This window comes from Sphingomonas sp., from assembly GCF_036387595.1.
Lineage (GTDB): Bacteria > Pseudomonadota > Alphaproteobacteria > Sphingomonadales > Sphingomonadaceae > Sphingomonas.
Genome location: NZ_DASVTL010000069.1, coordinates 13,691 through 39,567 on the forward strand (window position 1 = coordinate 13,691; position 25,877 = coordinate 39,567).

At 66.4% G+C, this 25,877-nt stretch carries 15 protein-coding genes; 10 read left to right on the plus strand and 5 right to left on the minus strand.

The features are described 5' to 3' along the window. Nucleotides 1-29 precede the first annotated feature (29 nt). A complete protein-coding gene (locus VF643_RS05700) occupies nt 30-1,319 on the minus strand; it encodes a HAMP domain-containing sensor histidine kinase (RefSeq protein ID WP_331042410.1) in 1,290 nt (429 codons plus the stop codon). A gap of 13 nt (nt 1,320-1,332) precedes the next feature. Then, nucleotides 1,333-1,986: a response regulator transcription factor gene (locus VF643_RS05705; protein WP_331042411.1), complete on the minus strand. Its 654-nt coding sequence runs from the start codon at nt 1,984-1,986 to the stop codon at nt 1,333-1,335. A gap of 208 nt (nt 1,987-2,194) precedes the next feature. Between VF643_RS05705 and VF643_RS05710 the strand changes: the two genes are divergently transcribed. The 4 genes from VF643_RS05710 to VF643_RS05725 are packed head-to-tail and all read left to right on the plus strand — an operon-like array spanning nt 2,195 to nt 13,568. Then, nucleotides 2,195-3,985, plus strand: coding sequence for a ShlB/FhaC/HecB family hemolysin secretion/activation protein (locus VF643_RS05710; protein WP_331042412.1), 1,791 nt, complete (start codon nt 2,195-2,197; stop codon nt 3,983-3,985). Then, nucleotides 3,985-12,183 (plus strand): filamentous hemagglutinin N-terminal domain-containing protein, encoded by an 8,199-nt coding sequence (locus VF643_RS05715; RefSeq protein ID WP_331042413.1) that lies wholly within the window; start codon nt 3,985-3,987, stop codon nt 12,181-12,183. The genes VF643_RS05710 and VF643_RS05715 overlap by 1 nt, the downstream gene beginning before the upstream one ends. Next, nucleotides 12,180-12,896, plus strand: coding sequence for a hypothetical protein (locus VF643_RS05720; protein WP_331042414.1), 717 nt, complete (start codon nt 12,180-12,182; stop codon nt 12,894-12,896). Before VF643_RS05715 ends, VF643_RS05720 begins: the two co-directional genes overlap by 4 nt. Nucleotides 12,897-12,923: 27 nt before the next feature. Continuing rightward, on the plus strand, nt 12,924-13,568 hold the full coding sequence (locus VF643_RS05725) for a hypothetical protein (protein WP_331042415.1): 645 nt from the start codon (nt 12,924-12,926) through the stop codon (nt 13,566-13,568). A 72-nt stretch (nt 13,569-13,640) separates the two neighbouring features. Here VF643_RS05725 and VF643_RS05730 read toward each other — a convergent pair whose 3' ends face one another. Genes VF643_RS05730 through pdxH form a run of 3 tightly spaced genes read right to left on the minus strand, consistent with a single transcriptional unit; the run spans nt 13,641 to nt 15,954 of the window. Beyond that, nucleotides 13,641-14,438 carry a PhzF family phenazine biosynthesis protein gene (locus tag VF643_RS05730; RefSeq protein WP_331042416.1) on the minus strand — a complete coding sequence of 266 codons (798 nt, stop codon included), beginning with the start codon at nt 14,436-14,438 and terminating at the stop codon, nt 13,641-13,643. Next, nucleotides 14,435-15,382 (minus strand): cation diffusion facilitator family transporter, encoded by a 948-nt coding sequence (locus VF643_RS05735; RefSeq protein ID WP_331042417.1) that lies wholly within the window; start codon nt 15,380-15,382, stop codon nt 14,435-14,437. Before VF643_RS05735 ends, VF643_RS05730 begins: the two co-directional genes overlap by 4 nt. Next, the gene (gene pdxH / locus VF643_RS05740; protein WP_331042418.1) at nt 15,379-15,954 is read right to left on the minus strand and encodes a pyridoxamine 5'-phosphate oxidase; all 576 of its coding nucleotides are present in this window, start codon (nt 15,952-15,954) and stop codon (nt 15,379-15,381) included. Before pdxH ends, VF643_RS05735 begins: the two co-directional genes overlap by 4 nt. A 139-nt stretch (nt 15,955-16,093) precedes the next feature. Between pdxH and VF643_RS05745 the strand changes: the two genes are divergently transcribed. From VF643_RS05745 to VF643_RS05770, 6 genes are all read left to right on the plus strand, one after another. Beyond that, the gene (locus VF643_RS05745) at nt 16,094-16,975 is read left to right on the plus strand and encodes a Ku protein (RefSeq protein ID WP_331042419.1); all 882 of its coding nucleotides are present in this window, start codon (nt 16,094-16,096) and stop codon (nt 16,973-16,975) included. Between the two features lie 4 nt (nt 16,976-16,979). Next, on the plus strand, nt 16,980-19,517 hold the full coding sequence (ligD, locus tag VF643_RS05750; RefSeq protein WP_331042420.1) for a DNA ligase D: 2,538 nt from the start codon (nt 16,980-16,982) through the stop codon (nt 19,515-19,517). A 657-nt stretch (nt 19,518-20,174) separates the two neighbouring features. Further along, complete coding sequence (gene murB, locus VF643_RS05755; RefSeq protein WP_331042421.1) at nt 20,175-21,323, plus strand: UDP-N-acetylmuramate dehydrogenase; 1,149 nt, start codon at nt 20,175-20,177, stop codon at nt 21,321-21,323. Next, nucleotides 21,320-22,627 carry a UDP-N-acetylglucosamine 1-carboxyvinyltransferase gene (locus VF643_RS05760; protein WP_331042422.1) on the plus strand — a complete coding sequence of 436 codons (1,308 nt, stop codon included), beginning with the start codon at nt 21,320-21,322 and terminating at the stop codon, nt 22,625-22,627. The genes murB and VF643_RS05760 overlap by 4 nt, the downstream gene beginning before the upstream one ends. Before the next feature lie 40 nt (nt 22,628-22,667). Next, nucleotides 22,668-24,467 (plus strand): type I secretion system permease/ATPase, encoded by a 1,800-nt coding sequence (locus tag VF643_RS05765; RefSeq protein ID WP_331042423.1) that lies wholly within the window; start codon nt 22,668-22,670, stop codon nt 24,465-24,467. Then, nucleotides 24,464-25,843, plus strand: a complete 1,380-nt coding sequence (locus tag VF643_RS05770; protein ID WP_331042424.1) for an HlyD family type I secretion periplasmic adaptor subunit — start codon at nt 24,464-24,466, stop codon at nt 25,841-25,843. Before VF643_RS05765 ends, VF643_RS05770 begins: the two co-directional genes overlap by 4 nt. The last annotated feature ends 34 nt before the right edge of the window (nt 25,844-25,877 follow it).

A 25,877-nucleotide genomic window follows, 5' to 3' on the forward strand; every position in this document is an offset into this window, starting at 1 on the left:
AGGCGGCAAAGGCCTTCCTTCCGGCGCAGTCAACGCCTGGCGGGAAGTGAGACCACGAAGGTCGCGCCGTCGCCTGCGGCAGGTTCGCAACGCACCGCTGCGCCCATGCGCTCGGCGAGCGTTGCCACGATGAAAAGACCCATGCCTGTGCCGGGTATGTCGTTTGCGTCTTGGCCAGGATCGCGGTGAAATTTCCTGAACAACGTGTCCCGGCTTGCCGGGTCGATCCCTGGCCCCTGATCGCGCACGGTGATCGCGACATGAGCGCCGTCGCGCGCAGCAGCGACGACCAGAGCACCACCGACGGGGCTGAAGCGCACGCCGTTGCTCAGCAGATTATCCAGAATCTGCGCCAGCGCGCCTATGTCGAACGTGGCGATCAGCGGACGGTCGCTCACCTCCACCTCCACCCGAACGTCGGCGGACTGGGCGAGCGGCCCGATCCGCCCAACCGCCGCCAGCACCTGCGCGCGGACATCCTCCCCGACCAGACGGGTAAGCGGTCGGTGCTCTGCGGCATGCGCCTCCAGCAGGCGGGTCGCCAGCGCGAGCATCGCGTCGATGCTCGGCAGCGCCTGCCCCAGCACGACGAGCGGCAACCCGGGTTCGCGCGACGCCCGGCGCACCGTCAGGTCGAAAAGGTTGCGCAGGCCGTAAAGCGGGCTGCGCAGATCGTGCGCGGTGATCGCCATCAGCGTGTCGAGTTCGGCGTTGCGATCACGTAGCCGATCGTTTTGGATCTGGATTTCCCGCTTCTGCTCGTGATCGCGCCGCCGCCCGGAATGGATCAGCGCCGCCGCGACGACCGCGATGACCGATACGATCGCGGTGTTAACGATCGCGACGGCCTGTTCGGCGGGGTGGGTGGGCGTTTGCAGGACGATCGCGCAATAGCTGACGAACAGCGCCGCCAGCCCCAGAGCGACGATGCGAGGCGGCACCACGAACAGCAACGTCAGCGATAGGAGCATGAGGGGATAGCCGCTGGTCAACCGTCCCTGGCTACCCAATGCAGCGACGGCAACCTGGGTGACGATCAACGCCGCAATCAGGAACGCGGTCACGAACCCGCGCACGACCCAGGCATTGTCGCAGCGCCGTACCGCCAGCGATGCAAGTAGGAAGCCCAAGGTGGTCGGGATCTCGACGACCAGCAGGGTCGGCCGGCCCGCCATGCTCGCTTCGATGCTTTTGGTGAACAGCGCGAGCAGACACGCGATTTCGACGCGGCGCATGTTGATGAGGGTGAGCACCTGCTCGAACGACAACGCGGCCTGCTCGGCCGCGGTTACGTTCCAGCGTGCCAGCCAGCCTTTCACGCGAATCCGTTTTTCACGACGGGTCGAGCCGCCCGGCAACGTGAACGGCCGCATAGCGTTCGAGCATCCGCACGCTGTCCAGCCCCAGCTTGATCTTCAGCCGTTCGCGATAGGTGCCGACCGTCTTCACCCCAAGTCCGAGTTCTTTGGCCAGTGACTGGAGCGTCGCACCGCTGCCGATGAGCCGCAAGACCTGAAGTTCGCGCGCCGACAGATCGCCGATGTCGCTGCGGCGATCGCGCTGGCGGGCGAGATCGCCGATCAACAACTGCTGCACCGGCTCGCTGACGTGGATCGCCCCGGCCATGACGCGGTCGAGCGCGACCGCGACGGCGTCGAGCGGTTCGGACTTGGCCACATAGGCATGCGCGCCGGCACGGACCGCGTGCGGACCCCACACCAGTTCGTCGCGGCTGGAATAGACGATGATCCGCGTCGCCGGCAGCAGGGCGCGCAGGTCTTCGATCAGGGCGATGCCGTCACCCTCCCCCATCGTCAGGTCGGTAATGATTACATCGGGCTGGAGCCGCTCCGCCTCGGCACAGGCTGCGGGCGCAGACGCGGCTTCCCCGCTCACCGCGAATCGACCGTCGTCGTCGAGGAGCAGCTTGAGCCCAGTCAGCACGATCGGGTGATCGTCGACGATCAACAGTCGAAATATAGACATGCCTTGCCCGCCCCATCCGATCCGCCGGCGGTATTTCAGGTCATCACGCCCGTTGTAGGTCATCGACCTACATCAAACCGGCGGCGTGCGGCTAGCGATGCTTTAGCGATCCGGAAACGGTGGCGGGGTTATTGCGGGTCGACGCTGGGGGCGTTCCGCAGCGACTGCCTTCGTCCGCCAGGTCGGAGCGGGGGACGATGTGCAGTCGATGAACAGAAACGCCGCGGGCTTCGCGGTGCTGCGGCGCCGGGGTAACGCGCGGGGACACCGACGGCCCGCGGCTGCGCTCGCCATCGCGGGCATGGGCGCGCTTCTGCCCCATGCCGGCGCCGCACAGACCCTGCCCCCCGCTCGCGCGCCGATCGCACCGAGCCAGGTCACCCCGCGATCGCTGCTGCCGCAACAGGCGACCCTACCCGCTACGATCGACCTGCCCCAAAGCCGACCCGGCGAAATCCCACCCGGTGCCGATACCATCGCGGTCACGATATTGCGCATTGAGGCCGACGGCGGCTACCCGGAAATGGCCGCGGCGACCAACGCAATCGTCGCGCCGATCGCCGGGCGACGCGGAACGGTCGCCGACCTGTTCCGGGCCGCGGGCGCGCTCGAGCAGGCCTATGCCGATGCGGGCTATTTCCTGGCGCGCGTGATCGTCGCCAAGCAGCGCGTCGATGATGGCGGCGTGTTCCGGATCAAGGTCGTCGAAGGCTTTATCGAAGCGGTCGACGTCAGTGCCGTCCCCGGCCGGGCGCGGACGCCAGTCGCGGCGCGGCTGGCGTCCGTGATAGGCGACCGCCGGCTCACGCTCGCACGGATGCAGCACCGGCTGACGCTGGCGAGCGGCGTCCCCGGCCTCACGCTGCGCTCCACGCTGGCCCGCGGCGAACAACCCGGCGGCACAAAACTGATCCTCGACGGGCGGCACGAGCTGGCCGGCGGGGGAATCGGCGGCGACAACCGGCTCGGCTCCAGCTTCGACGACTGGGGCATCAATATCCAGGCGCAGCTCAATTCGCCGACGGGGAATGGCGAGCAGGTATATCTTTTTCTATCGGGCGAACCGCGGCTGGACCGCGCCTTCCGCGGCAATGCACCGCGGCGCGTGGCGGGCGGGGGTGTGATCGTGCCGGTTGGTGGGGAAGGCGTGACGATCAATCCCGAGTTCACCGTTTCCGACACCAACCCGCTGGTCCTCAACCCGCTGTTCCGGAGCAACGGACGATTGTATCGTGGCGCGCTCAATCTGTCGGCGCCAGTCATCACGACGGCAATCGGCGTGCTGACCGCACGAACCGGCCTGGAGATCGCGTCCGAGACGCAGCGGCTGCCGGCGTTCGACGCGGTCATTGCCAAGGATCGGCTGACGGTGCTGCGCGGCGGCATGTCCTGGCAGGGGCAGCCTCAGCGCAGCGGGACCGCCGCGGTGGTTATCACCCTGTCGCAGGGAGTGGGGCTGTTCGGCGCCCGGAGCGCTGCCGAGATCGCGGCCTCCGACGCGTCGGCCTCGCGCGGATCGGACCCGCGCTTCACCCGGATCGAGGCGCGCGCTGCCCTCTCTCGCACGTTGGCCAGCGGCATCGTGGCCGATGTCATCGTCCGCGGGCAGACATCGTTCGGCACGGTCGTCCCCAATTCGGAGACATTCGACCTGACCGGGCTCGACAGCGTGTCGAGCTTCACCGCGGGGGCGCTGAACGCCGATGGCGGCGTCACCGTGCGGGGCGAGGTCGCTCGCGCCTGGCTGCTGCCGATCGGTGGATCGAACGTGCAGATCGTACCCTACGTCTTCGCCGCCGGAGGACGCGCTCACCTGATCCGCGCCGATCCATTCTTTCCGACCGTCGCCGCCGCCTATGGGATTGGCATGCGGCTGGCCGCTGGCGGCCTGCCGCTGGGCGCGGCGCCGTCTGTCACGCTCGAATATGGCCGCGGCGACGCCAACCGCGCTGTCCGCCTCCGTGATCGCCTCAATATTGCGCTGGGAGTGCAGTTCTGATGCCCCGCCTGACTTCCGCTCCGACCCGCCATTTGCGCTCCGTGCTGCTGGCTTCCGCGATCGCGGTTGTCGGTGTGCTACCCGTCCGAGCGCAGGAGATGCCGAACGGCGGCGTAGTCACGGCGGGGTCCGCGACGATCACAGCCGCTGGTCCGGCCGCCACGATCCGCCAGACCAGCGACCGCGCGATCATCGACTGGCAGCGCTTCTCGATCGGCGCGGGAGGAACGGTCGCGATCGAGCAGCCCAAGGCGACGTCGGCCCTGCTCAACCGGGTCAAGGGCAGCGAGATGTCCCGCATCGCCGGCGACATCACCGCCAACGGCCAAGTGTTCCTCATCAACCCCAACGGCATCGTCATCGACCAGACCGGCAAGGTACAGGCACGCGGCGGCTTCGTCGCCTCGACGCTGGATATTGGCGACGACGACTTCATGCGCGGCAAGCTGGATTTCCGCGGGGGCGGCACGGGCGTGGTGGCGAACCGCGGCTATATCGCGGGGGGCGCGGTGGCACTGCTCGGGTCGCAGGTGTCCAATGACGGGATGATCGTATCGCCGATGGGACGGGTGGCGATCGGCGCGGCGAAACAGGCGACGCTCGACCTCAACGGCGACGGGCTGTTGCAGGTCGCCATTCCCAGCGACTTTTCGGGCGACGCTGCCTTCATCACCAATACCGGCCTGATCGACGCCACCGGCGGCACGGTGATGCTGAAGGTCGCCACCGCGCGCGAGATCGTGCGGCAGACGATCAACATGGCCGGGATCATCCGCGCGACGTCGGCGTCGCAGGCGGGCGGCACCGTGCTGCTCGACGGCGGCGATGGCGCGGTCGGCATTGCCGGCACTGTCGACGTTTCCGGTCAGCTGGGCGGACGGATCGACGTGACCGGCGGCGACGTCGCGCTCACCGGCGCGACGCTGAGCGCGGCCGGCATCGAGCGCGGCGGCCTGGTGCGGGTCGGCGGCGCGTTTCAAGGGGGCGCGACCGATGCGGCGCTTGGGCGCATCTTCACGGCTGGCTTCGGACAGGTGGCCGCGCTTGCGGCGGCACGCACGACCGCGATCGATGCCGGGTCGACGATCGATGCTTCGGGCGGCACGGCCGGCGGCGCGATCGTCGCGTGGAGCAGCGATCGGACGCGCCAGTCGGGCACCGTCACCGCAACCGGCGCCGTTGGCGGCGCGATCGAGCTGTCGTCGAAGGGAACGCTGACCACCGGCCTGTCGCGGGTGACGACAGGACGCGGCGGCACGCTGCTGCTCGATCCCAAGAACATCTTCGTCCAGGCCGGAACCGGGGCGGCGCCCCCCGCCAGCGTCGCTTACGCCGACGCCGCTGGCACCGATGCGACCTTCAACGTCGCCGATATCAAGACGCTGATGGACGGCGGCACCGACGTCTTCCTGCGCGCCAGCAATGACATCGAGTGGAACGCCAACCTCAGCGTCGGCTCCAGCGCCAATCCGGGCGACCTGTTCCTGAGCGCCGGGCGTTCGGTGGCGATCGGCGGCTTCCTGACGCTCAATCAGGCCAACCTCACCGTCGTCGCCAACGACACCGCGGCCAACGGCGTGATCAATGCCGATCGCGAGGCGGGTGCGGCAGAGATCAATGCCTTCAACGCGCAGATCACCGGCGCGATCGACAGCGGCGGGACCGGCGGCAACATCCGCCTGACGCTCGGCAGCGGCGCGGGGCTGACCAACAATGGCGCTGACGGCATGCGCCTGACGTCAATCGCCGCGCGGTCGATCGCGATCGACGCCGGCACCCGCACGGTGCAGCTGTTCGGTTCCGGCGACTTCAACGCCGCGTCGCTCGGCGCGGCCGAAGGATTGACGCTGAACGGCGCGATCCGCGTCCAGGCCAGCGGCGGCGCGACGTTCAGCGGGCGAACCGTCAGCTGGCTCAGCGAGGCCTCATCCGCACTGACCGCGACGAGCCCCGCCACTGCGATCCGCTTCACCGAAAACGGCGTCCTGACCCACTCCGGCATACTCGACGGCGGCGAAGGCAGCAGCGCCACCGACACCACCCGGCTCGCGCTGGGCAGGGGCGCGGCGGGGGTCGATTACAGCGCGGTCTATGGCGGTTCCTATGGCGCGTTCGACGCGCTCCACCTCGTCTCGGGAACCTTGAAGAGCGGCGACACGCTCGGCGCTATCCTGGCAGCGGGATCGACCGGTACGACCGGTCCGACAGCGGGCCAGGGTGTCGGCGACTATGCGGTCACGACCAGCGCCACCTCGGGCTTTGCACTGGCGACAGGCAAGTCGGGCTATTTCGTCGACCTCCGCACCGCCAACGACACGCTGCGCATCGCCCCCAAGACGCTGACCGCCACGGTTGCCGCAGGCGCCTACAGCTACGGCACGCCAGCCAACGTCGCCAGCCTGGCCGGGCTGGTCGGCAGCGACAGCGTCGGGCTGGCGGCGACCGTTACCGGCCTTGGCACGCAGACGCTGAGCGGCAACGCCGGCGGCTATGCGTTTGCCGGTAACCTGGCCGCCGGGCAGCGCAACTTCACGCTCACCGGGCTGACCGGCGCTGCCGCCGCCAACTACACGCTCGACTTGTCGGGGACGATCGGCGCGACGCTGGCGATCACGCCCAGGCTGCTGACCTATGCCGGCTCGACCGAGACCTCGACCTACGGCACGCTCAACACCACCGGCTTCACCTTGTCGGGAGCGCTGTCGGGTGACGACGTGGCGATCGGCCTCGCCGGCGTCAGCCGGGGCGGCGTCACCACCGGCCTGACCGCCACGACCGGCGTCGGGACCTACACCACCGTCGCATCCGCGCTGACCGGTTCGGCGGCCGGCAATTACGCCATCGACGCCGCAAACAGCAGCGTTGGCGCCGCGATCATAAATCCCAAGACGCTGACCTATAGCGCGAGCAGCGTCACATCGACCTATGGCACGCTGGCCAGTGTGGCGACGCCGACGCTGTCGGGCGTGGTCGCGGGCGATACCGTCGGTGTGACACGACTGCTCGGCGGCCAGGCGCTGACGCTGGCCGATCGGACCGCGGCGGGCAGCTATGCGATCACGCCGCAACTGACCGGCACTGCGGCGGGCAATTACACCCTCGCCACTACCGGCAACACCACCGGCACGCTGACGATAAACCGCCTGCAACTGAGCTATACCGTCGCCGACGTCACCCAGAGCTACGGCACCCCCGCCGCCATCGCGACGCTGTCGGGCGTGGTGAGCGGCGACGAGGTCTTTGCCGCGGGATCGCTGTTCAACTACAATGGCGGTGCCGTCGCGGTGGGCGCGACCGGGATCGGCTTCAACCCCGATGTCGGCAGCCATGCGTTCAACCTGACCGGCATCAGCGGTGCGCAGAGCGGCAATTACCGCATCGACCTGTTCGCCGGCCCGACGACGACGGCGACGCTGACCGTCACTCCAGGCACGGTCACCTACAGCATCGCCAGCTTCAACAGGATCTATGGCACTACGGCTGCCGCGCCGACAATCACCTTCAACGGCGGCGTCAATGCATCGCTGACCGGATCGCTGCTGACCACCGGGCCGGGCGGCGGCACGGTCGACTTCGCCGCGCTGAACAACGGCGTCGGCGCCTATACGCTCAGCGTCGGGTCGCTGGGCGGGGCGGGCTCGCAGAACTATGTGCTGGCGACCACCGGCAACACGCCCGGCATCATGACGATCACGCCGCGCACCCTGGGCTATACCGGATCGCTCGCGACATCGACGTACGGATCGCTCGCCAGCCCGGGCGCGATCAGCTTCTCCAGTCTGGTGAATGGCGACAGCGTGAGCGCGGTTACCGCGCTGCTGTCCGGATCGACGCCGGTCGCGCTCGACGCGCGTACCCCGGCGGGCGCCTATACCGTGGCGGTCACCGGCATCACCGGCGCGGCGGCGTCCAACTATGTGCTGGGCAGCGGCACCGGCGGGGCGCTGACGATCGATCGCCGGACGCTCGGCTATACGTTGGGATCCGCGACGTCGGTCTATGGCACGATGGCGGCCCTGCCGGTCACGCTGGACGGTGTCGTGGCAGGCGACGACGTCGCGCCGCTGGTACTGGTGGCGGGCGCTGCGGTGTCGGCACGGACGTCGGTCGGCAATTACGTCACCCGCGCCGATACGCTGACCGGCGCGGCGGCGGGCAATTACCGGCTGTCCGCCACCCGCTCGTTCGGATCGCTGACCGTGACACCCAAGCCGATCACCTATGCGATCGGCGCCAGCACGTCGGTTTACGGCGACCCCTATAATTTCTCGGGCGCGATCACTTTCGGCGGCGTGCTGGCCGGCGACGAAGGCTCGGTCGCCACCGCGCAGTTCGTCGGCGGCACCGAGCGAATCCAGACCTTCGACGATTACCGCAACGTCGGCACCTATGCGGTCGAGGCGCTGATCGCCGGCAATCCGAATTACGCGCTGTCCGCCACCGGCAACACGCTGGGCACCTATACGGTCACGCCGCGGCCGATCACGCTCGATACCGCTCCCCGCCTGTTGAGCTATGGCGTCCGTCCCGATGGCATCGGGTCCGGCGCGTTCCTGAACAACGTCCTTGACCCCGCCAAGGTGTCCACGTCACTCACCCTGCCGTCGTTCCCGCTATCGACCGGAGGCTATGTCAACGCCGGTTCCTATATCGCGACGGCGGGTGCGCTCCAGGGTGAAAAGGCCGGCAATTACGTCCTGACCGGCGCCAACAGCCTGACCATCACGGTCGCGCGTGGCACGTTGGGCGTGTTGCCGGGCTCGGCCCAGGCGACCTACGGATCGGTCGGCAGCCTGGCGAACAGCGCGTCTCCGTTGGCGGCAAGGGGCGACGTCGTCGGGTTCACCGATTTCAGCTTGGCGCGAGGCGGCACCGCGGTGGCGATAACGCCGCAAACGGCGGCCGGCCCGTACGATATTGTCGCCAGCGGCATCAGCGGAGCGGATGCCGCCAACTACGTCTTCACCCCCGACACGATCGGGCAATTCTTCATCGCGCCCAAGCCGATCACCTATACGACCGGCGACGTCACGTCGGTCTACGGAACGGCCGCCGCCGAACCCACGGTGACCTTTTCCGGGCTGGTCAGCGACGATCGGGTGGCGGCCTCGCCCTTCGGCTTTACCGCAGCCGACAAAATCAACATCTTCGGTTTACGGATCTCGGGGCTGACCGGGGCGGCTGCCGGCAATTACACGATTGCGGACACCGGCAACGTCTTCGGCAACCGGATCATCACGCCCAGGCCGCTGACCTACAGCGTTAACCCGGCGACCCTCATCTATGGATCGACCATCGATCCGAACAGTCTGGTGACGCTGGACGGCGTCATCGACGGCGACAGCATCTTCGCGACGGTCTACACGCGCCGCACCGCCGCCGCGGCGGGCAGCCCGTTCGTGATCGGGGCAATCGATGCGCTCGCCTCCGGCAGCCCCTCCGCCTTTGGTGCGTTGAACGGCGGTACTGCACGGCTTTCGGCCGGCAGCTATCAAGTGACGTTCGGCGCGGATGCCGGGGCGGCGACGGGGCTGCTGACCGGCAGCAACGCAAGCCTCTATACCCTTCCCGTCGTCGCGCAGGCTCCGGTCGCGCTGACCGTCCTGCCCAGGCCCCTCACCTATCAGGTCACCTCGCAGGCGGTGTCCACCTATGGCGATGTCGTTCCGCTCGGCGTCAGCTTTTCGGGCACGCTCGGCGGCGGCACCCCGGCCTATACCATCATCCAGGAGAAGGACGGCGTCCCGACGGCGATCGGCGCGGTGGCCAATCTGCCCGCCAATCTGGATGCCAGCAACAATTACCGGTTCGACCTGCGGCTGCAAGGCGCCGACGCCTTCAACTATGACGCGACCGGCAGCGCGACCCAGCTCGCGGTCCTGAAGAAGGAAGTCTCCGCGCAATATGGCGCCATCAGCGGCGTCTATGGCGATCCGCTCGCCAACCTCATCACGCTTCCCGGCATGATCGCCGGCGACGATCTGACGGCATCGGTCTTCTACGGCGACGGCACCCGCGACGTGCTGGCCGCGAGCGGCACCGGATTCGGGTTTGGCCAACTGCTCCGCAACGTCGGCACCGTGCAATTCTCGCTCCAGAACGTCACGGGAACCGATGCCGGAAATTACATCATTTTCAACTCCGGCGGCACGCAGACGCTGACCGTCACACCCCGTCCGGTCACCTATGTCTCCGCGGGATTCAGCGCGCTATATGGCGGGCTGAGCCTGCCGACGTGCAATGCCGGGTGCGAATTCGATACCCGGTACATCGGTTACGAGGTGGGCACCGCCACCGTCAGCGGCATCCTGGATATCGACAAGGCCGCCGTCGGCTACGACGTGAAGCTGACCGACGGCAGGACCGTGTTCAACTATAACGAGAACACCAACGCCGGCACCTATGCCAAGACGATCGCGCTATTCGGCGACGCCGCCAAGGTGAGGAACTACGCCGTCTCGCAAGCCGGCAGCAGCGCTGGCGCGGTGTTCATCCTGCCCGCGCCGCTGAAAGTGTCGATAAGCAGCGGCGGGCGGCTGTATCTCGACGCGGCGAAGGGCAATTTCCAGACCATCGGCACGCCGGGCGTCGCCAGTTATCTGCGCAGCAACGGCCCGGTCGTGAACGGCGTCGCGATGAACGCCCTGGTCGCCGGCGATGTCGTCACGCCGGTACTGGCGCTTCAGACCCAAAGCGGCCTCACCGTCGATGCCGCGCAGACGCTGCCGGTCGGCAACTACAGGATCGTGCCGATCGCGCTGACGGGTGCCGATGCCGGCAATTACCGCCTGTTCGCCGATCCCGGCGAACTGGCCGTTGAAGACATCAGCATCTTCAACTTCGGCAACCTGATCGATGGCTCCAACAGCGTCTATGTCGCGCCCGCCGCCATCAGCAAGCCGCCCATCGCCGCGCCGGTCACGCCGCGGCCGACTGGAACGCTGACGACGACCAAGATCGACGGCGACACGTCGGCCGACTTCAAGATCGACGGCACGTCGCTCGAAGCCAGCGCCGGTGCGAGCGGCACCGTCAGCACGACGTCCAGCTCGGGCGACAAGAGCGTCACTGTCGGGGCCACGGGCGAAGTGGACGCCGAGGTCAAACTCGCCCCAGGAAAGGTCGAGGCGGAAGCGACGGCCGGGGGCAGCGCCAGGGTCAGCCTGCAGATCGGTCCCGGCTTCGTGGACTACAGCGCCTATGCCCAGGCCAAAGGCACACTCGAGATCAATCTGTTCTCCGCTGAACCCAGCATCGAACTGAGCGCGATGGTCAGGGCCGGCCTTGCGGCCAGCGCCGGCGTCCGCGGCGCGCTCGGCGGCGGGCTGAGCGGCGAATTGTCATCGGCCAGCGATGCCTTCGCGACCGCGTTCGCGGAAAACAAAATTGCTATCAAAAACGGCAAGCTGAGCGTGGAAACCCAGAATTTCGTCGGGGTCGGTCTGTCCACCGGCATCACGCTCGGCGCGAGCGGCGGCGGCGTTTCCGGCAGTGCGTCGGCCACCGTCTATACGCCGGGGTCGCTGTACATCGGCGCGAAGTCGGACAGCGGCTATGAAAACCAGACCTTCTCGATCAGCTTCAGCCTGGGCCTGGCGATCGGCATCGGCGGCCTGGAAATCGGGGCCAATCTGTCATTCAGCACCGAAAATATCGAGAAAGCCGGCTCGCTTGTCGCCGAATCGTGGGAGACGGTGGGCTCGAAAAAATTCTACACCGACCTGGGCGATGATCTGAGCTGCAACGGCGCGTGCCAGAGGGAAAGGTCCAAGGCCAACGCCGACGCCTATATAGCGGCAAAGGAAAAGTGGGAAGCGGAAGCTCCGGCGCGCGAACAAGCCGCGCGCCAGGCGGCTGCCAAGGTCATGAGCGACGATTTCGCGAAGCTTCCCAAGAATGCTTCAGGTGTACCCACTGCCGAACAGGTCGCTTTCGTGATGAGCAACCAACAAAGAAAAGATCAGTATTACATGATTGCTGACCGCTATGGCTCGCTTCCTGAACAGGTCAACACGCTTGTCAGGAGCCAGCAGGCCTTGGCGAAAAAGGTCAGCGCCGATCCCGCGGGCCTCACCCTGGCCGATATGAAGGCCGCGCAGGCGTTGCGGGCCGAAGAAGCGAAATTGCTTGGCACATTCGGGCAGATGAACGCGCAGATCGTGATCGACAACGGCCAGCTGAAGATGGTGTCGAAATGATCGGATCAGCCATCACAATGATGCGCCGCGCCTTTACGATGCTGGCCATCGTCGCCCTCGCCACCGTCGCGTCCGCGCAGACGATGCCGCCGGCGGTCGGCTTTTCGGACACCGGTCAGCCGACCCGCTATGCGATGCAGGGCGTCGACTATGCCGTCCGCGGCTATCGCAGCGCGACCTGGGGGATGACCCCGGATCAGGTCCGCGCCGCGATCCGCCGCGACTTTCCGGCGGCGCCGATTGCCGCGGACCAGCGCGATCCGGTGTTGGAAACGACGATAGTGGTTGCCAGCGTGCCCGCGCTGGCGCCGGGCCCTGGGCCGGCGTTCGTCGGCTATGTCTTCGGCGCGAAGACCGGGCGGCTGATACAGGTCAATCTCGACTGGCAGGTCGCTGCGCCGACCCCGGCGCAGCGCGACGCGCTCGCCGCCGCGGGCGCGGCCATCGTCGCCGACTTCGTCGGCCATTACTGGAAGATCGGCAGCGTCACCCGCGGCGCCGCGATCGGCCCGCGCACGCTGATCCTGTTCGCCGGCAGCGGCGAGGCGGGCGGCGCGGTGGATGTCCGGCTGGAGGGGGTTCCCTACACGTTGCGCACGCCCGCTCCCCAGCCGTGGCAACCAGCCGCAGACGGTCCCGCTCTCCTCCACGTCAGTTTTGCCCGGACCGCGGACCAGCCCGACATCACCACGATCAAGTCCGGCGATTTCTGATCGCCCCTCGCTTTCAGGGACATGCCCATGACCAGCTTCTCTTTCCCCCATCTCTTCGCCTTCGCGCTATGCGCTGGCACGCCCGTGGCCGCCTTCGCCCAGACGTCCGCCGCGCAGGAATATGAGATCAATGGCTTCCGCCACACCGCGTTCGGCATGAGCGAAGCCGAAGCACGCGCTGCGATCGGGGTGGATTTTCCCGGCACGACCATCGCCGACGCATCGAACACGGCAGAGGGAACCAAGCTGCTCCAGGTCAGCCTCGCCACGCTGGAACCCGGTCCGGGCTCGGCTACCGTGACCTATATCTTCGGCGCGAAATCCAAGGCGCTGACCACCGTCAAACTGGCCTGGCTGCTTCCGCCCAGCGCGACACCCGCCGAGCGCGCAGCCGTGCTGGCGGCCGGGTTGCAACTCGCGGCCTATTTTCAGAACCTGAAGCCGCAACCCCGGCTGGTGGCACCGCCAAAGGTAACGGGAATCGGCGCGGTCAGCCTGTACGCGGCCGTCGATCGCAAGAACGCCGCCGTCGAGGTGGCTGCGAACGGGGTAGATACCGAAAGCAACCAGGGTGCGGTTCCCACCGGGCCGGCAATCCTGCGGGTCACCTATGTCGCAAATGCGGGCAAGCCCGACGTCCTGGTTCGCGTCAAAACCAAGGATTCGAACTAAGTCCGCGGTGAATGTTCCTCGCGCCGAATGCCTCGATCCTTTGGGCATGGCCATAGTTCGCGACACGGTTCCTCACGGCAGCAGGAAAATGCCCTCGATCACCGTCACGCACCCACCGCGTAGCGTCACACGGTCACCCGCGACGCTGCACCCGATCCGCCCCCCGCGCGCGCTGGCCTGATAGGCGGTGAAGGCGTCGCGGCCGAGCCGTTGCGCCCACCACGGTGCGATCACCGCATGCGCGGAGCCGGTGACCGGGTCTTCGTCAATGCCGAAGGCGGGCACGAACACCCGGGTGACCACGTCCGCCGTCGTCCCGCGCGCGGTGGCGATCGCCACGACCGGTCCCTCAGCGGCCAGCGCGCGCATGTCGGGGACGAGCGCGAGGACGGCGGCTTCGTCTTCGAGCACGACGACCGCATAGCCCTTGTCATGCCACAGGCTCTCGCCTGCGGGATCGGCGCCCAGCGCCGCGGCGATTGCGGGCAGCGGTTTGGCGTGCGGTGCCCAGGCGGGCAGCGCCATTGCATAGCCCGAGCCGTCCCGCGCGACCTCCAGCACCCCTGCCTGACGCGTGGCGAAGCGCACCCGCTCCCGTGTGGGGTCTGCCGCGAGCACGACATGGCCACTCGCCAGTGTAGCATGGCCGCACAGCGCGACCTCGGCGGCAGGCGTGAACCAGCGAAGTTCGAAGTCCGCCTCGCCACCGTCGGACGGAATGATGAAGGCGGTTTCTGCCAGATTGTTCTCCTCGGCGATGGCGAGCAGCATCGCATCGTCGAGCCAGCGGGCAAGCGGCATGACCGCCGCCGGGTTCCCATGAAACGCCGCATCGGCGAAGGCATCGACCTGGGTGAAGACTATTCTCACAATCTTTTCCCGAACCAATGGGGGGTCACGTCCGCTTCGACCAGCGGATTGTCGGTATCAACATGGCCCTCGGGGTCGAGGTGGATCAGCACCTCGACCTTGGGGAAGGCGCGCTTCAGGTTGTGCTCGACCGCCTCCACCAGATCGTGCGCACGCGCGACCGTCAGCCCGGCATCCACCTCCATGTGGAATTGCGCGAAGTCCTGGGCGCCCGAGCGGCGGGTGCGGAAATCGTGGATGCCCTTCAGCCCCACCTCCCGGGCGGCGACGTCGAGGAAGGCGGCGCGCTGCGTCTCGGGCCATTCCTTGTCCATCAGCTGGTCGATCGCGTTCGACGATGCCTTGAACGCCCCGAATGCCAGCCACAATGCGATGGCGATGCCGAACAGCGGGTCCGCGCCATGCTGCCCGAGATATTGATCGAGGACCAGCGCGGCGATGACCGCGGCATTGAGCAGCACGTCCGCCTGATAATGAACATTGTCCGCCAGGATCGCGACCGACCCCGTGGTGCGGATCACCCGCCGCTGATACCATAGCAGCACGCCCGTCGCGGCGATCGCGACGATCGACACGCCGATGCCGAAATCGGCATCCCTGGTCGGCTCCGAATTCCCCATCGCGAGCACCGCGCGCCAGCCGATGCCGACCGCGGACGCGGTGATGAGCGCCACCTGGAACAACGCCGCCAACGCTTCCGCCTTGCCGTGGCCGAAGCGGTGGTCGTGGTCCGCCGGTGTCGCGGCCAGCCGCACGCCGTAAAGGGTGACGAGGCTGGCAAGCAGGTCCAGGCCGGTATCGGCAAGGCTGCCCAGCATCGCCACCGATCCGGTGTGCCACGCTGCAAAGGACTTCAACGCGAACAGGAACACCGCCACCCCGACGCTCGCGAGCGCCGCGCGCGTGGCCAACGGCAGCAGCTTGCGGCGTTCGTCCAGCGTCATGGGTAGAGCTGCCCTTCGGTCCACGCATCGCCTGCACGCACGAACAGACGGCGTTCGTGGAGACGGTGTGCGCCATCCTGCCAGAACTCGATTGCTATAGGGTTGACGCGGTAGCCGCCCCAATGCGCAGGGCGCGGCACGTCAATGCCTTCGAATCGGGCTTTGGCTTCCTCGAACCGCGCCTCGAACGTCGCCCGCAAATCCAGCGGGCGAGACTGATCCGATGCCCAGGCGCCGAGCCGCGAGTCCCGCCCGCGACTGGCGAAATACGCGTCCGACTCGGCATCGGTCGCATGGGTCACGGTACCCTCGATCCGCACCTGGCGGCGCAGCGACTTCCAGTGGAAGAGCAGGGCGGCTTGCGCATTGACGGCCAGATCGCCCGCCTTGCGGCTGTCCCGATTGGTGTAGAAGACGAAGCCGTCGGTCCCATGTCCCTTGAGCAGCACCATGCGCACCGACGGCCGCCCGCGCGCATCCGCCGTGGCGAGCGCCATCGCATTGGGATCATTCGGCTCGCAGGCCTGCGCCTCGGCGAACCAGGAGTCGAACAGGGCGATCGGATCAGTCATCGCGCCGCTCCATACGGTAAAACGGCTTGGTGCGCCAACATAGCGCTTATGTCGGGCACGCCGGTACGCCGCACTTCCACGAGGCGGAACGACTCCCCTCCCCGTGAATTGAGTCGCCTCCGCAACGAGGGTTACCCGCATGGCCGCACGCGCATATTGGCAAGGGCAGATCCGCCTGGCCCTCGTTTCCATCCCGGTCGAGATCTACTCGGCAACCAAGAGCGGCGCCGCGGTGTCGTTCAAGCAGATCCACGAACCCAGCGGCCAGCCAATCCATTACGAGAAGGTCGTCACCGGCATCGGCCCCATAGACACGACCGAGATCATGAAGGGCTATGAGGTCGAAAAGGGAGAATATGTCCTCCTCCAGCAGGAGGAGATCGACGCCGTCAAGCTGGAGTCCAAGAAGACGCTGGAACTGACCCAGTTTGTCGACGCCAGCGAGATCGACGTCATCTATTATGAAAAGCCGTATTTCGTGGTCCCGGCCGATGACCTGGCGGAAGAAGCGTTCATCGTGCTGCGCGAGGCGCTCAAGCGAACGAGAAAGGTGGGCCTGGGCCAGCTTGCGCTGCGCGGTCGCGAATATGTCGTCAGCCTGAAACCGTGCGGGCGCGGCATGGTGCTGGAGACTCTGCGCTACGCCGACGAGGTCAACAAGGCGCAGAGCTATTTCCGCGAAATTTCCGACACCAAGCCTGACGCCGAACTGCTCGACCTCGCCGAGGCGCTGATCGACCGCAAGACGGGTGCGTTCGACGCATCCGAATTCCACGACCGCTACGTCGATGCCCTGAAGGCGCTGATCGAGCGCAAGCGCAAGGCAAGGGGCAAGACGATCATCGAGGACAAGGACGACGCCCCGGCCAAGGGATCGAACGTCGTCGATCTGATGGCCGCGCTCAAGAAGTCGATGGAGAAGCCCGGCGCTAAGGAGGCAGCGGAGAAGCCGCCTGCGAAGAAGCCGCCAGCGCGCAAGGCGGCGACGCCGAAACCTGCTGCTGCCAAGAAACGTGCCTGAACCGGTGGCCGATCCGCTCGCCCAATATAACGCAAAGCGTGATTTCGCCAAGACGGCGGAACCCGCGGGCATGCTCGCGCCCGGCAACGGCAACAGCTTCATGGTCCAGAAGCATGACGCCACGCGGCTGCATTGGGACTTAAGGCTTGAAGTGGACGGTGTCCTAAAAAGCTGGGCGGTCACGCGCGGCCCCAGTCTCGATCCGAAAGAGAAGCGCCTGGCGGTGCGTACCGAGGATCATCCCCTGTCCTACGCGACGTTCGAGGGGACGATCCCCAAGGGTGAATACGGCGGTGGCACCGTGATGCTGTGGGACCGCGGCACGTGGGCGCCAATCGCGGGCAAATCCGCCAAGGATCTGGAGAAGGGCCACCTCCACTTCGTCCTCGATGGCGAACGGATGAAGGGCGAATGGCTGCTGATCCGCCTGAAACCAAAGGCGAAGGAGAAGCGCGAAAACTGGCTGTTGAGGAAGATCGACGACGCCGAGGCGGGCGGCACGGACACGCTGGCCGACGAGGCGCTGACCAGCGTCGCCACGGGCCGCACGATGGTTGAGATCGCGGAAGGAACGCCTTCCAAGTCCTCCCCTGCTTCGCAGCGGAGGGGAACCTCCCCGCGCCGTCAGGTAGTGGGGGCGCAGCCACACGCCGACACGCGCGGGGCGCCCCCTCCACTACCGACCACCGGCCGGCGGTCCCCTTCCCCGAGCAAAGCTCGGGGCGGACAAAGGACGTTGCCTGCGTTCACCGAACCCCAGCTCTGCACGCTGGTGGATGCCGTCCCGCCCGGCAATGCGTGGCTCCACGAAGTAAAATACGACGGCTATCGCGCCCTGATCGCAGTTGGTGGCAGCCCGAACAACCGCTCAGCCAAGGTTTATACCCGCAGCGGCCTCGACTGGACGGACAAGTTCGCGAAGATCGCCGAGGCGGCCGCCGACCTTCCGGTCACCTCCGCTCTGCTCGATGGCGAGATCGTCGCCTTCAAGCAGGGAAAACCCGATTTCTCGACCCTGAAGGACGCCATTTCAACCGCGGGCGACATGACCTTCTGCGCTTTCGATCTGCTCGCACTCGACGGCGAAGATCTGAGCGCGCTGCCAAATATCCAACGCAAGGAGCGGCTGCGGCGGCTGATCGGCAGCGACGAGCGCCTCCGATATTCCGAACATGTACTCGGCTCGGGCGAGGCGTTGTTCGCGCGGATGTGTGAGGAAGGTCTAGAAGGCATCGTCTCGAAACGTGCCGACGCTCCCTATTCGGGCAAGCGCACCAAGTCGTGGCTGAAGACCAAATGCATCCTGCGTCAGGAATTCGTGATCGTCGGGTGGCTGCCCTCGGACAAGCACCGCGGGCTAAAATCGCTGCTGCTCGGCGTCCACGAGGACGGCAGGTTGCGCTACGCAGGCAAGGTCGGCACCGGCTTCGACGGCGCGACGATGGACGAACTTGCGGCAAAACTCGAGCCCCTCGCCCGCGAGACCGCAACCGTGGAGGCTCCGCGCGCCGCGGTGCGCGGCGCACGCTGGGTCGCGCCCGAACTGGTCGCCGAAGTGGCCTATGCGGAAGTCACCCCAGACAAGGTGCTCCGCCACTCCAGCTTCATCGCCCTGCGCGCCGACAAGCCAGCAGCGGAGGTCGTCGCCGAAACCCCACAGCCTGTCGCCGCCGCGCCCAGGATCACCGCCAAGGTTTCCAGCCGCGACCGCGTGATCTTTCCCGAATGCGAACTCACCAAGGGCGATCTCGCCGACTACGTCGTCCAGGTCTCTTCGCTGATCCTGCCGTGGACCGCCAACCGCCCGGTCAGCCTCGTTCGCTGCCCGCAGGGCCGCGCCCGTGCCTGCTTCTTCCAGAAGCATGACGCCGGATCGTTCGGCGCCGCGGTCCACCATGTCGACATTCGCGAAAAGGACGGCTCGACCGAGCCATACCTCTACATCGTCGATGCCGAGGGGCTGGTCGCATGTGTCCAGATGGGAGCGATCGAGTTCCACGGCTGGGGTTCGTCTGTCGCGACGTTGGAAAAGCCAGACCGGCTGGTATTCGATCTCGACCCCGACGAAGGCCTCGACTTCGCCGACACGAAGAAGGCCGCCGACTATATCAAAGGCCAGCTGGCCGAACTCGGACTCGTGAGCTTCGCGATGCTTTCCGGCGGCAAAGGCGTCCACGTCGTCGTGCCACTCAACCCGCAGGCCGAATGGCCCGCGGTCAAGGATTTCGCCAATCGCTTCGCACAGGCGCTCGCCCAGGCAGAGCCCGACCGCTTCGTCTCGGTCATGTCCAAGGCCAAGCGTAAAGGCCGCATTTTCATCGACTGGCTGCGCAACCAGCGCGGCGCCACCGCGATCCTGCCCTACTCGGCCCGCGCGAGGGCCAACGCGCCCGTCGCGGCTCCCGTGTCCTGGACCGAACTTCGCGACATCGAAACCGCCGCCCGCTGGACCATCCGCGACGGCGACGAACTGATTGCGAGAGCGAACGCGCGTGGGTTGCAGGGGTGGGGCGTGGCAGACCAGGTGTTGCCTGATCTGTAGGACGCAGGCGAGGATCACGACCTTTCAGCCGGCCACGCGCCGGGCAGCGCCGTCAAGGATAACGAGTTCGGACGTGATAGCCCCGTCACTGACATGGTGAATCACTATTGATGCGAGCGACCCGAAACCGCCGACTAGAACGAAGCTTCCAACCATCCCGTGCCGATCGCCAGCCGCGACACGTCCTGCAACACGCGCAGGTAGTAGAAGGCTAAAAGCAATGTTGTGAACGTGAAGACCAACGCACCCCAGGCGCGGGATATCCCAACCCTAATTCGTTCTTAGAGGCTGAAAAGGACCGCAAGCGCTCCTGCCCAAAACATCGCTCCAACGACCAAAGATCCGGCCAACGCTCGGATAGTAGCCGGAGACACCATATCATCGACGCCGGACGCGCCAGTGCGCCCAGGATCGATCACCTTCACTTCAGCCATCCTCTCATCCAACGGCCGCTCCCAAATATCGATTCACCGCGCAGGACTTGCATCCCGAGCTCGAACCATTCGACGTCCCGAAACGGGAATGTCGCATTTTTACTATGCGCACAAGCGGCCGCCCGAGAATTTTAGTTAATTGTTTGGTACGAGCCGAAGGGACACTCTGCAGCGTTGTTTATTCCGATGATAATCGACGGTTCCAATCCGGTACTATCCTGCTATGGCCCCGGCGAAGGCCGTGGCGACTGAGTGTGTGCTTGATCAAAGGGACGCGGGGCACGAAGTCTGGAACTCCGCCATCCAAAGGATTGAACCTCATGCACGCGGTGGTCGGCCGGTGATTGATAGCCATGGTCTTGCCCACGACGAGCGTGTTGTGGCCGCCACTTGGGCGTTCAACCAGGTACTTGCACGCGCGGAAGTCGCCCGCGACGTGCCGCTCGCCTTGATCGGTCGCTGGCGGATCGGCGGGCCTGCAGACCTGGTCGTAACGCCCACCGATTCTCAATCCCTCGCTGCCACGCTGGCGGTCATCGAGCAAACGGGCGTGCCGCATGCAGTAATTGGCGACGGATCCAACCTGTTGTTCGACGATGCCGGTTTCCGCGGAGTGGTTGTACGGATCGGTCGCGCATTTGGCGGCTTTGCAGTCGATCCCGATGGTTGTGTCCATGCGGGCGCAGGGTCGTGGGTTCCCGCCTTGGTGCGGCAGGTGATCGGTGCCGGGCTGGCTGGTGCTACGCACGCGATCGGCATACCGGGGACACTCGGCGGCCTTGTTGCGATGAACGGCGGCAGCCAACGTCGCGGTATTGGCGACAACGTCGTGTCGGTCGACGTGGTCGAGCGCAACGGGGTTCGCAGGCGAATGGATCGGGACGAACTACGATTCAGTTATCGCGCTTCGGTGCTGCAGATCAGCCGCGCAATAGCGGTCTCGGTCCGGCTGCGGTTCGAGCCGGGCGATCGCGGGGCACTCCGCCGCGAGGCAATTGCCATCCTTGCCGCGCGCCGGGCCAAGTTTCCTCGCGTTCGTGCCAACTGCGGATCGGTATTCGTCAGCGACCCTGCACTGTATGCACGCATCGGCCCACCGGGTGCGGCAATCGAGCGAGCGGGACTGAAGGGCTTGTCGATCGGGGGGGCGCAGATCTCGCCTGAGCACGCCAACTTCATCGTCAACACGGGCGAGGCGCGGTCAGCGGACGTCTTGGCGCTGATCGGCCTTGCGCGCCGCCGTGTTCTGGAGTTGACCGGCGTCGCGATGCAGGCGGAGGTCCGGCATCTGGCTGCGGACGGCACGATGCGCCCGGCCCACGAAGTCGCAGGGCATCCCTGTGATGCAACCGCAGAACAGGCGAACGCATGACGGCGAACGCGACCATGCCGCCCGCGGCCGACGAGGATGTCGGCGCGACGGAAGCTCATGTCTTGGAGGTGTCGCGCTCGCGGCTCGTTGGCGAGGTGCGGGTGAGCGGTGCCAAGAACAGCGTGCTTCGCCTGCTCGCCGCCTCGCTGTTGACGTCGCAACGGGTCGTGCTCGACAATTACCCCGAAGGCCTGCTCGACGCGGCGGTGCACGTCGGGATGCTGAAGCGGCTGGGCAAGAATTGCACGATCACCGCCCAAACGCTGGTGATTGACGCCGAGACGCACGCGCCCGACAGTCGCCTCCACTGGGCCGGCCGCTCGATCCGCAATACATTGCTCATCCTGGGGGCGCTAGTGGCGCGGACGGGCGCGGGAAGCGTCCCGCTGCCGGGCGGGTGCGATCTCGGCGACCGCAAGTACGACCTGCACGAACTGGTTCTGACCAAGCTTGGCGCGAGCGTTTGGGCAGAAGGCAACCGGCTGTTCGCCGAAGCGCCGCAAGGGCTGACCGGAACCGATATCGTGCTGCCGCTCCGTTCCACCGGCGCGACCGAGAACGCGCTGATCGCCGGCAGTCTCGCGCGCGGTACGACCCGGGTCTGGAATCCTCACATCCGCCCGGAGATCCTGGATCTCTGCGCCTTCCTGCGCAAGATGGGTGCCGGGATTACCGTCCACGGACAGGAAAGCATCGAGATCACCGGCGCCGAGCAGCTGGACGGCGTGGCCCACCGCGTCATGCCCGACAACATGGAGGCGATGACGTGGCTGATCGGCTCGGTCATCACCGGCGGCAGCGTCGAGATCCACGATTTCCCCGCACACGATCTTGAAGTGCCGCTGATCTTCCTGCGCGAAAGCGGTGCCCGGGTTTACCGCGACGGAGACACCGTGATCGTGCGATCGGGCCGGCCCTATCCGGTCGAGATCAGCACGGGGCCATATCCCGGGATCAACTCGGACATGCAGCCGCTGTTCGCTGCTTATGGCGCGTGCGCCCGCGGCGAGTCGCGAATCGTCGACCTGCGTTTTGCCGGGCGCTACGCGTATCTGGAGCAGTTTCGCAGGCTGGGGATCGACTGCCGCATTGAAGGAGACACCGCACTGATCGTGGGCGGAGCGGCGATCCGCGGAGCGGAGGTGCGCGCGTTGGACTTGCGCGCCGGAGCGGCGCTGGCGCTGCTTGGACTCGTGGGGGACGGCACGACGCGGATCTTGGATGCTTGGCAGATCGAACGCGGCTATGATAGGTTTTTGGCCAAGGCGCGCGCCCTTAACGCGAACATAAGCTACCAGCGATAATCGTGCATGCCACGGTCGTCTGAACGGGATAAGTATTACAGTGTCGGAACACCTCTCCTCATCCAACCCGCTGCGCGATGCGCTTCGCGCGTGCCGACGACACTTCATCTTCGCCGGGGTGTTCTCCGGCTTGATCAACGTGCTATACCTGGTGCCGTCCATCTACATGCTCCAGGTCTACGACCGCGTGGTGCCGACGCGCGGCACCACCACCTTGCTGGTGCTGACCGTCATTCTGGCGGTGTCGCTGATCGTCTTCGCGCTGCTCGACGCGGTGCGCATGCGCCTTCTGCTCAGGGCAAGCATCCGGCTAGAGCGGATGGCGGCGTCGAACATCCTTCACCGCATTCTAGGCACCGGAGCGGCCAGCCCGCTGCAGCGCGCGCAGGCGATGCGCGACTTCGACACGCTGCGCGGCACGCTGACCGGCCCGGCCATCGTAGCATTGTTCGACGCGCCCTGGGCACCGATCTACATTGCCATCTCCTACCTGCTTCATCCGCTAATCGGCCTCCTCGCGCTGTTCAGTTCGCTGCTGCTGATCGGCTTGGCGGTGTGGAGCGACCTTGCAACCAAGAAGCAGCTTGCGGAGACTGCGCAGCGGTCCACCGCTACGTATCGCAGCCAGGATTACTCGATCCAAGCGTCGGAAGTGGCCCGGGCGCTGGGCATGCGCGACGCGCTCGTCACGCGGCACCTGCTGGAACGAGCAGAGGTGGTCCGGCAGCAGAGCGACGTGGCGGCATCCTCCGGTGGCTTCCTTGCGGTCACCAAGTTCCTGCGCATGTTGCTCCAGTCGCTCTCTCTTGGGCTCGGCGCTTGGCTAGCCATCCACCAGCAAATTTCCGCCGGCGCGATCTTCGCGGCGTCGCTGATCCTGGGCCGTGCGCTCCAGCCGATCGAGCAGATCCTGAACGCCATGAAGAACGTGATGAGCGCGCAGAATGCGTACAAGGGACTCAACTCGTTTTGCCGGTTGCCCGACGTCACGATTACGCCCACCGCGCTGCCCGCGCCCCAGGGCAGGCTGGAGGCGAACGGCATCGTCGTCCGCGCGCCGGGCACCGACCGCGTGTTGCTCCACGACCTGACCTTCACGATCAATCCGGGCGAGATCGTCGCGCTGGTCGGACCGAGCGGTGCGGGCAAGTCGACGCTGTTGCGGGTTTTGTCAGGCGCGCTGGAGCCCGACGAAGGCGAAGTTCGGATCGACGGAGCGCGGCTGGCGGATTGGAACCGTGAGAACCTCGGCCGGCACATCGGCTACATGCCACAAACCCCCACTTTGTTTCCGGCTACCGTGCACGGCAATATCTCACGTTTCCGCGCATTCAACGGCGAGATCGGCGAGGCGCTTGACCGCGAAGTGGTCAGCGCGGCTCAGATGGCGGGGGCGCATGACCTCATCCTGCGCTTTTCAAACGGCTATGACACGCAACTGTCCGTGCGTGAGGGCGGCGGTCTCTCCGCCGGGCAGCGCCAGGTCGTGGCGCTCGCGCGCGCGCTGTTCGGCCGGCCTACTCTGCTGTTCCTCGACGAGCCAAACGCACATCTCGATATGAGCGGCGAGGCGCGGCTGATGCAGACCTTGGGTGAATTGCGCGCGCGCGGTGCCACCGTGATCGTTTCGACACATCGGACCGGGCTGCTGCAGGCTGTGGACAAGGTGATGCTGATGCGTGACGGCACCATTCAGGTGTTTGACGATCGCGCGAAGGTTATCCGGCCAACGTCGGTCGAGCCCGTGCCGGAGGGCAGGCTTCCGGGGGAGGGCAGACATCCGAACACCGACCGGGGTCATGCCGACGATCGCCCCGCAGCTGAAGGAACGAACGGGTGAGCGGCGACATCGTACAAAATCCGCGGCAGGAGGTAATTCCGGCACCGCGCAGCATCGCGGAACGGCTTCAACTTCAGGACTCAAGCAAGGGCGCTGTTCGTACCGGCACCGTCATTGCGTTTCTGTTTTTCGTGGTCCTGCTCGGCTGGGCCGCGTTTGCGCGACTCGACGCCGCGGCCGGGGGCGAGGGTCAAGTTACCGTTTCCGGCCATCGTCAGACCGTGCAGCACCGCGAAGGCGGCATCGTTCAGTCGCTTGCCGCGCGAGAAGGACAACACGTGAATGCGGGCCAAGTCCTCATCCGCCTGCAGGGTGCCGAGGTGGCCGCAACCGAGCGGGCCTTGGCAAGCAGCGTAATCGACCTGCAGGCGCAGCGCGCCCGGCTCGAGGCCGACTTGCGCGGCACGCCGATCGCATGGCCGGCATCCTTCGCCGCTGCGACTGGCGACGATGCGGCGCTGGTGGCCCGCGCCAAGCAGCTCCAGATCGCGCAGCGCAGCGCGCGGGCCAATTCGCTCGCGGCCAACCGTTCAGTGCTGCGCCAGCAGGAGGCGGAGGTCGCCAACCAGGTCACTGGCTTCGCCGCGCAGTCCGACGCCAGCCGGCAGCAGCGCGTGTCGTTGCAACAGCAGCTGGAGAGCACGCGCAAGCTGGCCGACGAAGGCTACGTGTCGCGCAATTCGGTCCGCTCGATCGAGCGGGCGATCCAGCAGCTGGAGGGCGCGGACGCCGATTACAGCGCGCGCGCCGCCGCCTCGCGTGAACAGGTCGGACAGGCGCGCGAGCAAGCGACTGCGACGTCGCGCAAATATGTGGAGGACAGCGCCACCCTGCTGCGCGACACGCAATTTCAGCTGAACGAAATCATGCCCAAGTGGCTTGCTACACGCGAGCAGCTCGAGCGCACGATCATCCGCGCGCCACTGGCGGGTCGCGTGGTAGGCCTCAAGGTATTCTCGGTCGGCGGCGTGATCCAGCCGGGCCAGCCCATTTTGGACATCGTGCCCGATGCGGCACCGCTGATTATCAAGGCCAACTTCTCGCCAGGCGACATCGACGGCGTTCACGAAGGACGTCAGGCCGAGGTTAAGTTCCTGTCGCTTCACGAGCGCGACCTGCCGATCCTTCTCGGTTCGGTGCGCAACGTCTCGGCAGACGCCCTGACCGACGAGAAGACGGGCCAGGCGTATTTTTCGGCGGAGATCGAGGTGCCGAAATCGCAGCTCGATCTGCTAAAGGCGGTGCGTGGGGCCGACGTTGGCGTCCGCGCCGGCGTTCCCGTTCAGGTGTTGGTCAAGCTGCGCGCGCGCACTGCGCTTCAATACATGCTCGATCCGTTGACCGAAGCCTTCTCAAGGTCGATGCACGAGCGTTGATCGGCTAAGGACAAGGTAGCGGGCGATCGCCAAG

Coding starts and splice junctions, on each gene's coding strand:
- VF643_RS05760 (WP_331042422.1), top strand. CDS start 21,320: ATGACGGCGAACGCGACCATGCCGCCCGCGGCCGACGAGGATGTCGGC.
- pdxH (WP_331042418.1), bottom strand. CDS start 15,954: ATGACTGATCCGATCGCCCTGTTCGACTCCTGGTTCGCCGAGGCGCAG.
- VF643_RS05720 (WP_331042414.1), top strand. CDS start 12,180: ATGATCGGATCAGCCATCACAATGATGCGCCGCGCCTTTACGATGCTG.
- murB (WP_331042421.1), top strand. CDS start 20,175: ATGGCCCCGGCGAAGGCCGTGGCGACTGAGTGTGTGCTTGATCAAAGG.
- VF643_RS05710 (WP_331042412.1), top strand. CDS start 2,195: ATGAACAGAAACGCCGCGGGCTTCGCGGTGCTGCGGCGCCGGGGTAAC.
- VF643_RS05705 (WP_331042411.1), bottom strand. CDS start 1,986: ATGTCTATATTTCGACTGTTGATCGTCGACGATCACCCGATCGTGCTG.
- VF643_RS05745 (WP_331042419.1), top strand. CDS start 16,094: ATGGCCGCACGCGCATATTGGCAAGGGCAGATCCGCCTGGCCCTCGTT.
- VF643_RS05735 (WP_331042417.1), bottom strand. CDS start 15,382: ATGACGCTGGACGAACGCCGCAAGCTGCTGCCGTTGGCCACGCGCGCG.
- VF643_RS05715 (WP_331042413.1), top strand. CDS start 3,985: ATGCCCCGCCTGACTTCCGCTCCGACCCGCCATTTGCGCTCCGTGCTG.
- VF643_RS05725 (WP_331042415.1), top strand. CDS start 12,924: ATGACCAGCTTCTCTTTCCCCCATCTCTTCGCCTTCGCGCTATGCGCT.